The sequence below is a fragment of the Pseudomonas sp. FW306-02-D09B genome, from assembly GCF_058782685.1.
Window position 1 is genome coordinate 73,200 of the sequence record NZ_JBYSXY010000015.1, and the last position, 16,884, is coordinate 90,083.

General features: G+C 49.8%; 12 protein-coding genes. 9 read left to right on the forward strand and 3 right to left on the reverse strand.

From position 1 onward, the window contains the following. Positions 1-1,047, reverse strand: a complete 1,047-nt coding sequence (locus tag AC3WK5_RS22705; RefSeq protein ID WP_103319312.1) for a PD-(D/E)XK nuclease domain-containing protein — start codon at positions 1,045-1,047, stop codon at positions 1-3. Positions 1,048-1,671: 624 nt separating this feature from the next. On the opposite strand from AC3WK5_RS22705, the gene AC3WK5_RS22710 reads away from it, so the two are divergent. The 5 genes from AC3WK5_RS22710 to AC3WK5_RS22730 all read left to right on the forward strand — a co-directional run bounded on the left by AC3WK5_RS22710 (position 1,672) and on the right by AC3WK5_RS22730 (position 9,489). Then, a complete protein-coding gene (locus AC3WK5_RS22710) occupies positions 1,672-3,030 on the forward strand; it encodes a tyrosine-type recombinase/integrase (protein WP_256585297.1) in 1,359 nt (452 codons plus the stop codon). Beyond that, positions 3,027-6,398 carry a site-specific integrase gene (locus tag AC3WK5_RS22715; RefSeq protein WP_103319386.1) on the forward strand — a complete coding sequence of 1,124 codons (3,372 nt, stop codon included), beginning with the start codon at positions 3,027-3,029 and terminating at the stop codon, positions 6,396-6,398. Before AC3WK5_RS22710 ends, AC3WK5_RS22715 begins: the two co-directional genes overlap by 4 nt. Positions 6,399-6,417: 19 nt before the next feature. Next, positions 6,418-7,029, forward strand: coding sequence for a hypothetical protein (locus AC3WK5_RS22720; protein WP_103319384.1), 612 nt, complete (start codon positions 6,418-6,420; stop codon positions 7,027-7,029). Between the two features lie 40 nt (positions 7,030-7,069). Then, complete coding sequence (locus tag AC3WK5_RS22725) at positions 7,070-7,444, forward strand: hypothetical protein (RefSeq protein WP_103319382.1); 375 nt, start codon at positions 7,070-7,072, stop codon at positions 7,442-7,444. A gap of 113 nt (positions 7,445-7,557) precedes the next feature. Next, complete coding sequence (locus AC3WK5_RS22730) at positions 7,558-9,489, forward strand: hypothetical protein (protein WP_103319305.1); 1,932 nt, start codon at positions 7,558-7,560, stop codon at positions 9,487-9,489. A 191-nt stretch (positions 9,490-9,680) separates the two neighbouring features. Here AC3WK5_RS22730 and AC3WK5_RS22735 read toward each other — a convergent pair whose 3' ends face one another. After that, a complete protein-coding gene (locus tag AC3WK5_RS22735; protein ID WP_103319303.1) occupies positions 9,681-10,772 on the reverse strand; it encodes a putative endonuclease domain-containing protein in 1,092 nt (363 codons plus the stop codon). 282 nt (positions 10,773-11,054) lie between these two features. Beyond that, positions 11,055-12,197: a hypothetical protein gene (locus AC3WK5_RS22740; RefSeq protein WP_285378303.1), complete on the reverse strand. Its 1,143-nt coding sequence runs from the start codon at positions 12,195-12,197 to the stop codon at positions 11,055-11,057. 291 nt (positions 12,198-12,488) lie between these two features. Between AC3WK5_RS22740 and AC3WK5_RS22745 the strand changes: the two genes are divergently transcribed. The 4 genes from AC3WK5_RS22745 to AC3WK5_RS22760 all read left to right on the forward strand — a co-directional run bounded on the left by AC3WK5_RS22745 (position 12,489) and on the right by AC3WK5_RS22760 (position 16,616). Next, positions 12,489-13,109, forward strand: coding sequence for a hypothetical protein (locus tag AC3WK5_RS22745; RefSeq protein ID WP_103318862.1), 621 nt, complete (start codon positions 12,489-12,491; stop codon positions 13,107-13,109). Further along, entirely contained in the window at positions 13,099-14,196 is a 1,098-nt protein-coding gene (locus AC3WK5_RS22750) for an ImmA/IrrE family metallo-endopeptidase (protein WP_103318860.1), read from the forward strand. The genes AC3WK5_RS22745 and AC3WK5_RS22750 overlap by 11 nt, the downstream gene beginning before the upstream one ends. A 276-nt stretch (positions 14,197-14,472) precedes the next feature. Then, complete coding sequence (locus AC3WK5_RS22755; protein WP_146039828.1) at positions 14,473-15,993, forward strand: AAA family ATPase; 1,521 nt, start codon at positions 14,473-14,475, stop codon at positions 15,991-15,993. Beyond that, positions 15,990-16,616 (forward strand): retron system putative HNH endonuclease, encoded by a 627-nt coding sequence (locus tag AC3WK5_RS22760; protein ID WP_103318855.1) that lies wholly within the window; start codon positions 15,990-15,992, stop codon positions 16,614-16,616. Before AC3WK5_RS22755 ends, AC3WK5_RS22760 begins: the two co-directional genes overlap by 4 nt. Positions 16,617-16,884 lie beyond the last annotated feature (268 nt).

Sequence of the window (16,884 nt, forward strand, 5' to 3'; positions counted from 1 at the left end):
TCAGTCTCTCTCCCATCCGATGGCTTCTGGTTTGTAATTCGGTATCGCGTGGCTCACGATATCCAGCTCGATGGCCTGCAACTTTCGCTTCCGGTTCTCATCTTCGCCCCATTCGGCCACATAACTGTTAATGGCGGCATTGAAATTACTGATAATGCTGCTGTGATGGTGGCGGTTGGCAACCCTAATCCGAATCTTTAATTCCTTGTTGGCATTGAGGATCTGAAATCTGGAGAGCGCATCAAAAAGATATCTGAACTCAATCTCGCTACTGCCATCTCGACGATAGTAAATCAGGTAGCCCTCGCTGTAAGTTTCAGCCACAGCGTTTGCTTTCTCACAAAAAGTCCTGACTTCTTTGTGATGAATAATCATATAAGGCGAAGCAATAAGTTCTGCAGTAGCGGCTCGCGCCCAGTATTCCCCATTTGCCTTATGGAGAATGAGGTCAGGATAATAGAAGGTATAGTTATCTTTGGGGAACGTACCCGCAGCCCTTAGGGTATTTATATCGACCTGCAGCGTATTAAGGTAATTGATCAACGACGGTTCGATAATGTGAACCTGCTGACCATCTTTAATATGTAAATTCTCACCTTTGTAGTCGTTGAAATGATCGTAGAAATTCTTGTCGTACTCATCGTCATGATTGTAGACAAACAGCATTCCACGAATTTCAAACTTCTCGCGCTTTGCAAGGTGATAACGAGTCTGCCACTCGGGCGACACACGAGCGCAGTCGATAGTCTTTCCCAGAGATTTCAGGGCCTTCTTGATTTCGGCCAGTTTAATAGAACCGACCGCATAGCTCTTTAAGTCGGTATGAAGATAGATGCTCTTGTTGAGATAGGGATCCGCGTACTTGAAGACCACATCAGCCGGATGCGTATGCTCCGTCTTGGTCTTCATAGGCGCGTGAGTCTCTTTCTTCACACAGGCGAAGTTAAGGTTGCTTGGCCCTTCTTTCTTCCACCTAAAGAAGCTGAAGATATCGTTGGAGACGAGCTCTGCGAGCCTCGCAATTTTTTCGGTTTCGCCGCCTGACATGGTCGTTCCTGTCACAAAAATAATGCGCAGGAGACGTACCCGTTAGGCATTGAGCCTAGGGTCATTGAGACGCGTCCTGCTGAAAATATGGCTTCCTGCCATTGCAAAGTACCGCAAAACTCCTCGCGCGACCATCGGGCGGATCGGATTCCAAATTGACGTAGGCCTGCGGGCTCATCGCCTCAATTGTGAGCAGAGCTATGGGAGTGAAGGCAGACACCAAGGCCATCTCCCTCCGAAAAAGCACGGCGCTCTCTCATTTTCGGAAGCTCTTGGGACAGTAACCGGTCAACAAAAATCACGACAGGGATTCGACGAACGACCTGTCGGCTAGGGCCATAGATCAAGGGAGCGTGGATGCGGGGAGAGTAGCTGGGCGAGGTAACGACACACGTGTTTGAAAGCAAAAGAAAATAAATAGCATAAAAAACGCTTTTTTTAGCATTTTTTGCCATTTCAAATTTTACTTTACAGTCAATACTATTCCGCTCTCAACATTACACCACCAACCGGGAGGTTTGTCAATATATGCGTAAATCGGTGATTGCATCGACACAGAACAGGTCGGAACACCGTCCTAAAGCTCCCCAGTTGCAGCCGACTCCTGGGAGCAGCATCAAGTCGATGAAGAGCCTCACGCTCATCAAATCTGAGCCACCGAGGCTCTACGAAACGGCTACTGGTGCTCCACTGAACTTCTACAACGAGTTCACCGACCACCTGTGGAGCGAAATAGGCATCACCTACAAGCGAAACTCGGCAATCGCAATGGAAATGGGTGGGCGTTTCTTCACCGAATTCCTCTATGAAACTGGCGCGCTGTCAGGTCGACTTGACCCAGCTACAACCTCAAAAACTATGCACCTCTTTTCGTCCTATCTCATCGATGGTGCTAACGCCAAGGACGCAATCGTTCGCGAGGCATTCATTCGCAGCGGACGTAAGACGATTTCCGCAAAATCTGCCGGTCGGTACATTGCGGGAGCCAATCTCATGCTGACCGTCTGTAGTGAAATCGCATTCGAGCAGGCGGAGATGATCAGCGTCCTGACCAACCTCGCCCCCCTAGTACAAGTGACAGCGCTGCCGGAACTTAATCCCAGGGTGCGCAGCCCTCAAGAGATGGCTCAAATCCATGCGCATACACTGCAGGTAAAACCCCGGCTCTCTCCTGCCGCCAAAATGACTGGAGGCGGCCTGCGTGCTCCTAAAGTCAACAGAACACGGGAGGCCAAGCACATTGCCGAAGACCATGTTCTCCCGATGCTTGAGCACGCCCCTTCCCCCTTGGACGGCCTGATCTGGAGTCTGGGGCTCGGAAGTCTCAGGCTCTCCGAAACGATAGGGATTCGTCTGGAGGACATTGATGTCACAAACAGAATCGTCCGCGTTCAAGACCCTAAAGGACTGCGTGATACCACGAACAAGGAAAGCTTCGGATTCAAAGGACGCAAAACCGCTGCTATTACGATGTTCGAGCCATTCAAATCCATCTTCTGGCAAAAGCTGGCTGAGTATATGGCCGTCCGACCGCATTCCGACAGCCCATGGCTGCTGCTCTCGCTTGATGAGGATACCTACGGCATGCCCCTCTGCGAGCTCAATGCCAGCAGTGTCAACAGAGCGGTCAACCGACGTATCCAGGCCACTCAGCAGAAGCTGGGTTTCGAAGCCCCCCAAGGCAAATACTCGTCCCACGACTTCCGCCATTTTTTCGGCATTTGGTCTCGCAACTACGTAGTGGTGCCGGGCCGACCTAAACCTGGACTCGATCTGCCTGAGATTCAGTTGTTGATGGGGCACGCCGATCTTAAAAGCACGCAGATCTATGCCTCGGATTTAGGTATCCACACCCTCGTAGAAGTAGATGCTTCGAACGAACTCATCTACAACCGTGGTGTTCGCGAGAACATCGATTACTACCGTGGGCAGGCATATGCCCGCCTGGGCGAGAAATGGCTGCAAAAGGGCTCGGAAGCGTGATCAACACCAGCGACCTGCCGACCCTACACAGCGATGACGTCCTTGATAGCGCAGTGGCCATTCTGCAAGAGCTGGGGCAGAAAGCCCTGGCTATAGAGACGAAACCCGGTAAGGCCAATCCCGAGCTAATGACGGATGGGCAGGCCAGACATCGACTGGCCGTCCCCATCTTTCTGAGGCGCCGGAAAGACCGTCCACTGGCGAAAACTGAGCTTATGAAGCTCTATAACCTGTGCATCACATCCGATGACCAGACCGAGCATGCTGTGTCCTTATACACAGAACTCACGGGCGAGGCAGCGCCCCATTTGAAAGACGTCAGCGGAGTTCGCACCCCCATTCGGGCGATGTTTGTACTTTTGTGGATCAAGGGAAAAGTCACACTTCCACACAATTTTACTATTGCTGGAGTTTGGGCGAAGTATCCTGAATTGAAGTCTGAATCTGAGACATTTATTTATAACGTATCTCAGATTAAGACGTCGTTTCTTCATCGCAGTAGCCGAGCATTTCAGTACCGCGTCAACTGGCATAAACCCAAGGACGTAGACTTCACCGAACTCTGGGAGGCCGCCCCAGCGGTTGTTGACAAGCAACGCGCCATACGAGCCGCTAACAACGGAAACAAAACCAACGACTTTTCGTACTTGGCGTGGATTCACTGTTTCGCCAAACTTCATCCTCAGATTGTGAGCCCCGAGCAGGCTCGGGCACTTGAGGGGTATCACGCTCATTTGAGCATGACTGCGGTTGAGGTATCGAGCGAAGAACACAGAAAAACCTACAAAAAATTCGTCCAGTACTGGGGAGCGTTGTCCGGAAAACCATCGAGAAGCTCCATTCTTGAACGCAATCGAATTCGATATCACACCGGAATCGATGGCCGAAAAACCGAAGCTCGCAAGAAGATTGAAAATAAGACTCGCCAAGCAGAAGCCAATATAAGGGAGGCTCTTGACGTACTTTCACCCGAAGAATACGCAATTTTACCGGGACGCAAACGCCGTTCTAGAGATAACTTTGAGTGGATTGACACTTATTACACCGCTAAAACCAACCCTCATCCAGATAAAAAACTATCTCGCTGGGCGAAATTATGTGAACTACATCTAGCCTATATCGAAGAAAAATTAAATATCGCGGCGCGCCGACAAGAGGTCGGGTACGTGCACATCCTCATGGACTATCTGGGGACTTATCTTCCAGCCTGGTTTAGTAAAAACCCTGACAGCCCTGTTGAGTTCCCTGAACTCATAGAGAACTTCCATCGTTCTATATTTTGGGCTCGCACCGCCAAACTAACAACATTTACGAATCCCGCAGACAATTCAGAAGTCTTGCTTCCACTCACGCTGCTGCAGTTTTACGACCTAAAAAGAAGCCAAAAGACTAAATCAACGTTTATCAATGTTGTATGGCGCTTTTTCGAGGTCGGCATCCTCCACGGGGCTGAGATCATGCCAGACGGCGGGGTACTTATTGACAGTCTGTACAAAAATCCCGTAAATCCGAGACTGGATTACCAGGGCAGCGGCTCAGCAGGGAAAAGCGACAAAATTCCACTGCCCATCGATTCCATGTTAATGGTCGAGGCTTACATGCTGGCACTCGACGCAATCGGAGTTGAACTCCAGAACAGGTGCCTCAGTGGCATGTATAGCCATGACCACATCACGGAATTGAGAAATGGCACTTGGATCGACCTGGAAAGATGCGGAATTTCCTACACTATAAAATTGTGGAATCCAAGCGATACCTCGGAGTCTATTGAAATACCTCTGAAAAAAATCATCAATATTTATTCTTGGCGGAATGACAAATATCAATCGAACAGCGAGTACGTTTGCGTACCTTGGCTCTCCCAACTTAGAATGTTAACGGTGGCTCTTTTTTCAGGGTTACGACTTCAGAACTGTCAGTGGTTGGATGTCCGCAATTTTGATAAGTACTACGACAGTACCTTGAGAGGCAGTATTGGCAGCTGCATTCTGTTTGTAAATACTGACAAAAGTGGTAACAGCCGCCCCGTTACCTTACCCTACAAGGTGATGGACGTCCTTATCCAGGAGCGGCACTTTCAAACCAAAAAATATCGGAAGAAATACAATAGCGTTAACTACCAAAACGACCCTAAAAACAAAAGCAAATACAAAGCCATCCACCCACTATTTCGTAGTCCATGGAATGAAAACGGTGCTCCCTTTTCCGACACGTCATACAGCGTCAAATGGACGTTGATTCTGAGAGGATTCCAAGAAGTCTATAACAGCTTTGCTCCCGCTGAACGTCGGCATGAATTCGTCGAATGCGATATTAAGGGAGAATGGTCAGCAGTCCATACACCGCATGCTCTGCGTGCCACATGGATTACGCATCGCAGAGTATACGCGTTTCTGGATTATGCCATCATAGGGATCCAAGTCGGTCACGCCCAAGAATACACAACTGCACACTACGTGGTTCCGACTTCACAGGAAACGGTGGCGCTCATTGATGCAGCCAATAGGAATGTGTCACAACATGCCTTTGCAGCCTTGACGAACAGAACTCCTAGCCCCTCTTCACAGACGTCTGCACTGGTCAAAGGATGGGGGCAGAACAAAGAAGCGGTCATTCGCGACCAGCATCTAATCTCCGTGATCCCAGAAATAATGGACACGGACGAGACAGGTATCGACTTGATCGCGAGCACCAAAGAACAGCGCATGAAGTTTATGGACTGCTGCATATGTGCATTAGATGGTGATTGCCCTAAAAAACTCATGGACTTCACCCGAATGCCTCGAACTTGTGGCATCTGTCCGTACGCCGTATTTGGAGTTGACCATCTCCCTGGCTTGAACGCTAAAGTCAGAGACCTTGCTAATCGCGCCGAACAGCTGAAGCTCAAGCTTCAGAGAACCCACAAGCTTCACCCGGAATCTTCCGAAATTGGGGTGATACATGAAGAACTTTCTCTTTGTATGTTAGAGCTCGCTGGGTACCGGCAATCTATACAGATTTTGGAGAAGAACTGGCGGGAAGAGAAATTCTCAAACGGGTACATCGCTCGTCACCGAGATCTGTCAACCACTGTCCACTACAGCGTGGATATGACTGACCCCAAACAACGTGTCATTTCAATGCTGATTGATGCCTCTCAATTCCCTGGCTTCGCCTCAGAGCATTACCCTTTGATTCTGGATGAGCTGACTCGCAATCCAGAGTTCATGCACGTCGTCAATCAACCATTGGAGGAAAGGGAAATTTACATTGGGCAGATCTTGTCCATCATGGGAGGAACAGGGATTTCTTTTGAAGAAATCTCCGCGTATGCATTGAGTAAGCCTTCTGCACTTCTGCTAAGCCATGAAGGGATCCGAGCATGAGCGCGAGGGTCACCCAACCATGAAAAAGAAAATCCAGACAGCCAAGCCAAAGGAAGGCCGAGGCGCCGTACAGCTCAAGGCAACTATCAGTCGTATCACTGCTGCACTCCAAGTGCTTCTACTGAGTGGCAAGCGTTTTGAAAAAATCAGTCATCTTGCAGATGAGGTAGCTGGGATTTGCAACATCCACCGCTCCTTGCTCTTAAGGAAAGATAAGTCTTACCGGAAGTGCCTCGACAGCTTTCCAACACTGGTGGGCGACGAAACTACACCGTCGACTCCCTATAGCGTGGAAATCGACCCGTTGCATCCGATCATGATCCGAAACTCGGAGCTGGAACGGGAGAACGTCAGACTCCGGAACATCGTGGACGATCTCTCGAAAAGGCCATCGATGGCGGTACGGCCTCAAGGTACGGCTCCCAAGGCCGGGAAGGCCCCTGAGTACCAGCGTCAGTTTGAACTGACCTGTCAGTTGGTGGACAAGATTCTCGAACATAAACGGGCTATTCGGATCATCGACAACACACTGACTGACCTCTCGGATATCAGCGGTATCCCTAAACCCGTTGCCGACTCGAAGCTCACCAACCCATACGTCACATGGAAGAACGCCTGTGATCGAATTTAATGACGCCTCGCCGCTTCAGGTGCTTCAGGTGCTTCGCTCCATGGCGCCCGAGTTGGAGTCGGCGAAAAAGCTACGCCTTGTGGCATTGGAGATCATCGAATCAGGACAAGCGATTCCCATGCGAGGCAGCAAGATAAACCTCTCGTGGCTTGCGGGCACCGTGGGCCTGACGAGGCAGGTGTTCTATCCGGGACGAGGTGGGCAGGAGCTGTCGCAGATCGCCGATCTGCTGCTGGAACATGTGCGCTCTCGGCCCAATACAACCAAAGCCCAAACGCCATACGACCAATCGCTGGCCAGCTTGAGAACCGAGATTCAACTGCTTAGAACCCAATTACGGGACACTGAGCGAGCCCTGCTGCGTGCCAGGTTCAGAGAAGAGATTGTTCGATCTGGGAAGATCCTCACGTTCTGAAGAGGTTCATTGATTCGATTTTTGGCTGATGAGTTCTTTTGCCAGTGGGCTCTTCTGCTGGTGGGTTCTTTTGATGGTCACTCGTCACCCTTTTATTCAATCGTGCACAACCAATGGCCAAGTACTATTTCGTCCGCAAAGCCACCCTCACCTTGAGTGGCGACCAGCAAATCCATCTCCTCTCGCTGGCTACCGGAGTCTCCTTCAAAGCGAGACTCGATCAGCCACTGACATCGAAATCGGTATTCCCTGGGATGACCTATCAAGCCTCCATCACGAAGCGTGGGAGGGGGCTGATCGTTACCTCTCTGGTACCCGCCGATGATGTCGGTTTTCTCGAATGCAAGGCGTTGGCGAACTTCGTTGGCACTCACAACGCCCTCCCCCGGTATGCGCCTCCGTCCAGTCTCGGAAAGCTGCTGGAGGACGCCGCCTCGCAAGAGCAATGCCCTGTACGACAGCTCCTCGACCACCGCAGCCGATACATGCTCGGGAAACATCTCGGCGAGGCCCAGGCCGCACAGTTGCAGTTCGTGTGGGAGGAATACCTGGCCTTTCAAGCGTCAGTTACCAGCGTCATGGCACAAGGATTCTGTCAGATCTCTGCCGAGAAGATGGTGAAGTATCTGCCTGAAGACGCAGACCTTCACCTCCTGTCCACCCCCCTTCTAGCATTGCCGTTTCTTGAGACTGGTGAATGCTTACTCGCGCGGCATCCGGGCTTCAATTCGGTTCCTGAATTAAAGCCGGCCATGGCGCTGCTGCGCTACCTGGAAAGGCAGTCATTGGCGGGCAATACCCTTGTGGAGGTGAGTGATGCTCTTGCTGGGGAGGGTACTGTCATTGGCGACGTCAGCAGGGTCTCCGAGGACGTGATCAAGACCATTCACCTCTGTGAAACCCACGGCTGGATTGTCTCGACTGAGGGATGGGTTCAGCTCGCCTCCAACTACCACCTGCAGAGTGCAGTGCGCGATCATCTCACCAAAATCTGCCAGCCGTTTCACCCAAGTTATAGCCGGCGAGAGATCGATCACGCGTTCAATCGCCTGAGCGCCTTCACACCTGACATGTTTACTTATGACATGATCGACGAAGTTGCCCTAGCCATAAACTCGCGAGTGCTATTTGTTCGTCATGACGATATAAGGGCGGCCATGGAGTTCACCCAGCAATATTGTGCTGTATACGAACTTTTGTCGAACGTTGTGCCAACCTCGTTGACTGTCGCTAAGGCTAGATGTGCAGCCTATGAAAATAAACTAGACCGCCCCCATACCCCTTTTTATGAAATCACCGATGGTGCTCATACGCAGGCAATAGTAGTGCACCAATTCAATCAGTTGCCACTGTTCGAAATCTTCCAGTTGATATCGAGCTTGGGGAATGTGATGAGTCTGATTGCGTTGATCGATACCACCTTGCCAACCAATGCCGCCATCGAACAAATGTCACGCTATTTTTCGACGATCGATATCCAAGTCCCCCAACAAGGGGCTCTACCGATCCAGCGGTGCTTGCAGCAAATCGGCGAGATGGAGACGCGGATTGAGATGGAAGATCTTCAGCGCATTGCTGTGATCTGTGACTGCCCAAAGATCTCATTACATCTGAATCGACGGTACAGCTCTGTCCCGGCAGATACGAAGGTGCCGAAAAAAGGTGACCTGATCCGTCTCTCACCACGGGGACTTAGATGTGAAGATGATGCCCTGATGCGCATTGTGAACGTCAAACAAAACGAACTTTTTGTGTCACAGTCGCTGACCTACCGAACGATCAAGGCTGAAGAGTTTTCTAGACGCTCATGGAATGCAGGGTTTGCACTGAGTCCTAATGAGGCAGTCGGGGTCGCACTTCCTCCGGTATTGGTATTCACCTCCGCAAAATTTTGTTTGAGCGAATCAGGCGCAGGCTCAGCGCTAGTTAGGAATTTACAAGCTCAAGGGGTACGGGTGATTGAACATTGCGTATACGAGATTGAGGGCTCGCCCAAACATGGAAATCCTGGAACTCTACAACGAATTGTGCCACTAGTTGAATAAAATTCGGAGCTGCCTGCATGGCGTTTAGTCGCGTAGCGCTGTGCGCGTCATTTATACTGAGCACTCTCCATAGCTTGCTGAATCACATGAGTAACATTCACCTACAAGGACAGCCTATCGTTCAGCTGAGCCCTACCTGCCTCTCAAAAACCCGTCACTCGACGGGCGTGATTGAGGGACGCCTCAGAGAATTACGCACTCAAGAACTCTTTGAGCAGTGCAGCACAGCGGAATGGCGAGTCTGCGATGTCCGTACCGGCCACTCTATATGAGCGTATCCCAACCGCTGCAAGCTTCTGGTCGATGGCCTGGTCTTTCGCTATCTCGTCTGCAGACGTGTGATGAGCTTTGGAATCGCAAAATACTGCAACCTTCTCCTTTTCGAAGAAGAAGTCAGCCTCAGTAATGATCTTCGACAGCCTCGCGGTGCGAACACCGCCTTCCCACATCGACTGCAAAGAAGGGAAGATTGTCCCATCAGGGTAAATGAGCATTTGGATTTTTGGATGCAGGCCAATTTGACTCATGGCCTGCAAGAGGAAAAGCTCAATGGGCGAATCGCAGCCCCAAATTTTCAGGGGTTTGGAGTCCGTAAATTTCTTGAAGTAATTCTTGCACCTGTACTTTCGATAGTCTCCAAGAACGCCTTGAGTCTCGCCAAGTAACTCCGTGCACAGACCAGGATCTGATGCATCTCTTGGAGCGTGTTTGGAGGCAACGAAATAGGTATTGTAAACAAACCCGATGACATCTGAGCATATAGCTTCATTGACGGGAACTGGCCCCAGCGCATAGAGACCGAAAGCATCTGAGAACGGGTTGAACCCCATGTAGTGGGGCCTGCCATCCAAAACCTTCTCTAAATCAAAATTTGCGATCCAGCCAACACCTACCGTTTGAGGTGAGCCATTTTTCATAGCTGGACGCAGGGAAACATGATAAGGCAATGCAAAAAGTTTCCCATCACGTCTTTCGAATGAATGGCAGCAGACGACCACATTGACCATCTGGAATGTGTCACCACGCTCTCTATAATATTCAATGGCATCTTTCGATGGATTTACACCGACAACGGGCACTCCTTCGAAAAATTCGGTTGACAATTTTAAAACTGCTGACTCAAGAGGCTGCACGCCATCCAGATCGAAGATATCATTAGCCAGAAACTCTCCGGCAGCGCTAGCCAAGTCGATTTGAAACGACTCATCGGGCAAATGACTGTAGTTGGCTAATGTCCACAACTCTTTTGGCCGATTTTGAATATCACCTTTAATATTAGGCATGTGGCCTCCGAATTCCGACTAAGCAAGCTGGCATGGTGTTAGGAACTTTACAAAGTTCGCAGTCTTCCTTCACATGCAAAGCCACTTAGAGTAAATAAAAAAATTGAAAACACATCAGACTTAGACATACTACCAAACAATCTAAGACAATGATATGTTTACAGTTTTTCACCACATACAAACCAGCACAGACCAGCTTTGTTGCATTTCAATTAATAAATGCTCGAAAAATTAGGATTGAGAGGGCGAGCTTACCCCTCCCCTACTGGCCCATCAGCCAAATCAACGCATCAAGCACTTCAAAATCGCAAAGTCGTCATAGATTTTTTTGAGCATGTCGTAATCAGGATCATCCTTCCGAGCCTCGCTCATTGCATCCGCTGCATTACTGCAGCCAGTTTCAATCAATTCCACGAAAAACACTTTATTCCGAAGCTTCACAACATTTGCTCGACTACTGAATATTTCCATCAAAGCAGTATAGGTAGGCTGTAGGTAGGCAAAATGCTTTTGATCGATTATGTAGAGATTGAGATAAGTATCTTCTAGTATCTCCAATCCTGGAAGAGGCTTGAGAACCCTAACTACATCTGGATAGTTTTTATTACTTAGAAAATACTTGATGAGTGAATCGTTTGCTGATCGCCCCATCGGCATATCAAAGCCTTCAAAATCTTTATTACCGGTATAAAACATAAACGAATCATAAATAGCCTTGGCAATCGATACAAATTCGTCAGCTGCATAGATATTGATGGCCGTCCTTTTACCTCCGAACTCCAAATCACCTTCCGACACCTCATTTTCCATACGGAGATTCAAGGCCTCACTGAGGTTAACAAGCTTCCCCATAAGCCGACGCCCACCATCGTTTTCCCAGTCGGGACTTTTGGTAAAATTATTCAGTTCGGAGAGATAATAATTCAATGTACCTAGGTAATTTCGTGAAACTGTATCGGTGACGACCTCGGCTTCGAACTCCAAATTGGTCGGACTATTCCTCGGAAAGACCTTATTATAAAGGGAATCGCTATTTTCAAAAACAAACGTATTGCCAAACTTCGACTGCAGTTCCTTCAATCGCTCCATGAAGAAACGACGATGATTGACGTATTGCTCAAAATTCACAGCTGCGAGCTGAGCTTTGGTAACCCATTGCTGCTCGGTATTTGTCTTCTGGATCTGTTTGTTCTGATGAGCCAGGAAGAGAAGCGTGGCCACTGTAGCTCCCGTTGAGGCCACCATGAAGAACCCACTTAACAGTGACCCGAAGCTTGACCACGCTGCGTGTTCATGAGAAATCGGCCCGAGGTTGATGCCATAGAGCGTAAACAGCACAGCCCCAAAACCGACTACGCCAAGGCCAATCGTCAACCATGCCCCCCCCCCCCCCCAGATCCACCACTTGCCGTCGCTCTCCGCCACCGCTCTAACTCCATGTTTTGATAAGTGGCGGCAATCCTACCAGTGGCCTCCGGCCATCAGAACAAAAAGGTTGATACGAGGCCGTAGCACCTTGCGCTTTAAGCGTCCAGCCATCGCAGAGACCGCGATGACGAGATCGATCGAAAGTCGCTTCGGCTCAGTAATACACCTTGGGTGAAACGCTTTTTCGGGCGGAGAGTTTCCAGACCAGCCAGTTGACAAACCAAGATTTCTGCACAAAAATGCCGGTTGACAGTATCCCTAATCTGCACAGTTTTCGAGGTCGTATCGATGCACGAAACCCAGCACCCAAGTCATTTCGCGCCCGAGTTGCTCCCCGAATACCTGGATCTGATCTGCCAGGAAGTGATCTCAGTTGCGTATCAGGCGCTGGCTGATGCATCGACACCAAACGACACCGCATACACCCGAGCGACCCTGCTCTACGGGCGTCTGCAAGGGCTCTGTAAAGCGCTGGGTGCGGATCTGACCTTGCCATGGCTTGAGCTGCGAAACGGCACCATGGACTTCACGATCAGCATCAACGGTGTGTTGCTTCAGATCGTCACCGACGATCCTGATGCTCCTAAGAAGCTGCATCGGCTTAAGGCTAATCTGATCGAGCTGCATCAGCTGAGCCTCTTCGAGGCCAGCCCCGAGGTCTCCACCTGGAGACTGTTTGTCGATGGGAACAACGACCTGGAATTCCCCAAATTCAAAGCCACGATCGTGGGCTTTGATATCAACAAGAATATCCTTTGCCACTGGACACATGAGTACAAGGCCAGCGTGCCGGTCAGAACCAGCGATCTCCCTGCTCAAGTCGAGATCGAGGAACCTTTGGTGGTTCGCAGAAACAAAGACGCCGACACGAAAAAACCCGACGAACCTGGCAGCGTAGATGGACGATAGAACACAGCAACTGGCATTAGGCGACGAATTCTCTCCGGACAAGCTGCGCCTTGCGCGCTGCGCGTCCGGCTGGTCGCTTGCAGACATCGGTGACCTGCTTGGAGTTACCCGGCAGTATGCTCACAAACTGGAGGTGAATGGACTTCCCTCCGCCGTGCAGCTGGAAATGCTGAGCACGGCGCTGGGCGTCACTCAGGAGTTTTTCTTTGCCCCCAGACGCAGCTCCGTTGAACTTGAGCAATGCCATTTCCGAAGCGTGCGCGCCTCAACGGTAACAGTGAAGAAATCGATTGCAGCTCAGGTTGAGCTTTTCGAACTGCTGATCGATGAGCTCGACAAAGAAGTCGAATTTCCGGACATCAGCTTTCGGACACATGATGAACCAGTAACAAGTGTCGATACCATCGAACAGATTGCTGAGCGTTTTCGTAGAGAGCAATCGCTGGGGCTTGGCCCTCTCTCGAACGTCACCAGACTGGTCGAGAAAATTGGAGTGCTGGTCGTCAATATCGCTGAAGCGGATGATCGCATCGACGCCTTCTCCCTTCACAACAAGCGCCCACTGATTGTTCGCAATACCGCGAAACAGAACCCATGCAGGCAACGTTTCGACATCGCCCATGAGCTCGGTCACCTAGTGATGCACCAAGGTGTGGAAACGGGCTGCCGGCACACGGAAGATCAGGCCAACCAATTCGCAAGTGCCCTGTTGATGCCCAGGGCAAGCTTTGCAGGAGAATTCCCGGCAATGCGAGGCCGGTATCTCAACTGGCCAGCATTGGGTGAGCTCAAGCTGAGGTGGAAGGTTAGTTTCAAGGCTCTGATCTATCGGGCTCAGGCTCTGGATCTCATCAGCCAAGAGCAGGCCAAGTCAGGCTTCACCTACCTGAATCGTAAAGGCTTCACACGGCGGGAAGATCTCGATGATCAGATCGAGATGGAGTCACCTCGGCTGGTGCAGCGCGCGCTGGATTTACTGGATCACGCGAGCTGGAGAAAGGCTCTCAAGGCTTGTGGGCTTACCCGCGAGATGGTTGAAAGCCGCTTCATGCTCATACCACCTGAGTCACCTTTGAGGCTGGTCTAAAGGATCAACTAGGAGGCGGGTATGGAGCTCAATTTCGAACGACTGCAGGCACATATCCTTCCTCTGACGACGGTAGAACAATCCAACCAAAACCCTGAAAAATGCAGGTGCAGCTTATCGACCTAACCGGCAAGCCATAGATTTAGCCTGACGTCATAAGAAAATAATATCGACATGCAATATCGTTTACTTTTAAGCCCGTAACCCATGCATCATGTTTCGAATGCTACGCCCCAAAGCAAACTTGACTGGCAGGCCCAGCAGTAGCGCTAGGTCGTGAAACAGGTAGTATTTTTCACCATTTATACACAAGGATGTCTGCAAGTGAAACCACCATCATATTTGCTCGAAAGTGCTCGTTTTGACTTCGGAGACGGCTCTGACGGATATGTTAGGTTTATTGGTGAAAAAGCCAACTTAAAGAAGACACATATCACCTTTATCGTTGGAGCAAATGGCACTGGTAAAAGCCGTATGCTGGCCAGCCTAGTGGATGCTTTTAATGAGCTATATTCACAAAACTCAATTGAAGACAAATATTATCGCCAACTATCAGGCTTACACAATCTGCCGTGTATTGAAATAGTGGCGAGAGCAAATGGTGTCTCAGATGAGACGTCCCCCCAACACTCTAAAGAAAGAAACCTTTCTACACCACATCTTCCATCAAGAATCCTAGCCATTTCTAATCTGGTGATCGATAAGTTCCCTTATCGTCAAGATAGCATCAACGAAGATCAATTCTATCATTATCTAGGAGTCAGACAAGCGAGCAATCTGACCACGACAGGATCGACCGATAGAGCGGTGGCTGAGTCGGTGATACGAATGCTTGCCGATAGCACACGTCTAGAAGCATTTGGGTCATGGATTGATATGGTCTTTGGCAATGGCAGAGAAATCGCATTTGGGTTCAACAGACGTAAGCTTCAGGAAATACGAAAGTTCCTCAAAATCAGGAAAAAGGTCGAATATATAAAAGAGCGGCTAGATCGTCGCTTGGGCTCTAGAAGGGCTGACATGATCAGCGGTGAGGAGCTGTCAGCTATGACAGGCCATATTGAGGAGCTGTTCACTCTACTGGAAAATCATCTTCAAACTCAACTCTACTCTAAAGTCGAGAGAGCCATATTGAGACTGGCCACACTTCAAGATCAGGACAAATCTAATCTGAGTAGGCTTGTGATTGGTTTTTTAGCTGCGAGTCGCGCTGGTATTTCCGTGTGGCCTAGCCTTTTGTTTGAGGCCAGATCGTGGTTGGGCTTTGAGGAGTTAAGTTCAGGGCAGCAAAATTTGCTGTCAGTTGGCGCGAAAGTCATTGCCTACGCGACCCCTGGCAGCCTAGTAGTGATTGATGAGCCTGAGGTGAGCCTCAATGTAGTTTGGCAACAGCGTTACGTGGAATTGTTACAAAAGTCTTTAGCAGGAGCCCCTGGGAGCCACGTCATCATCGCCACCCATTCGCCTCATATGCTGTCAAGCGTAGCGCATGGACTTGCCAGTATTGTCACGCTGGGGCGCAAGTCGGATCAGATAGTCGTTGAGGTTCAAGATGGCGTATTCGAGGGTTGGGGCTCCGAATCCGTCTTGTATAACGTATTGCAAATCCCGTCTGCGTCAAATTACCACCTGACAAGAGAACTGAGCGCCGTGCTTAAGCACATCCAAGACGGGGGAAAAGACAAAGATTTTCTCAACGGTTTCATGACCAAGATCTCTCGCATTAACTACAATGACATTGAGCCTCTGGCGCTAGTAGTTAAGGAAGTCCAAGCTTACATGGAGCGTCTGGATTGAAAAAGTTCACAGTTCCCTCATATGGGTGGAAGCTGGTCAAAGAATTAAAGCGTTATGCGCTTACAACCAAGGCCAAAGATCCATGGGCCCATGGAAAGCAGGCGACTAAAAACTTCAAAAAAGAAATGACGAGACTCATGCTTATTGAACAGGAGAGGCGCTGCGCTTACTGTGGCTGTAGGCTGTTCGAAAAGCGTCCTCACAGGGATCATATAGCCCCGAAAGAATCGTATACAGAGTGGATGTTTTGGCCAACCAATTTAGTTTTATCATGCTATACGTGCAACACCGACCTTAAGAAAACTTTCGACCCAATACTGGTCAAAGGAAGCAGCTATCGACGGTCAGAATTCTCATTCGTACATCCTTATTTTGATGCCCCCGACGACCACATCACCTATACATCGGAGGATGTTAAGGTTTTAATCCAAGAGCGTAACGGCTCGACTAAAGGCAAGAAGACCATCGATGTATTTGAGCTCTCCAGCACGGAGCGTTCCAAACAGCGAGCTAAAGACTATCTTCATGACGAGGACGCGGCAGACTTGTATGGCCACCATCGTGCGCTGCTGGAAAACGCAAGAGCCGCCATTGAGACGCGGCTGTTGAAGATGAATGACTAGAAGCTCCCTTGGCGAGGATTGAGTGACACTATTAAGTGTCCTCCCCCCAGTTACCAAATGCAAAAAGGTGCCCTATGCGCCTTTTTGGTTGCTGCATATCTACGCCGACGCGACATTCGATTCCCCGTTTATCAAGCTCTGCCCGCTGGACGTGACCAGTTTGAGGAGCTGGGAACCTTGCTAATTCCACCTCGGAGACTCAGTTAGGCCGCAGCCAAGATAACGAGCAAGAACGCAGTCCTGTCTTATGTCGTGTATTGGATCACAG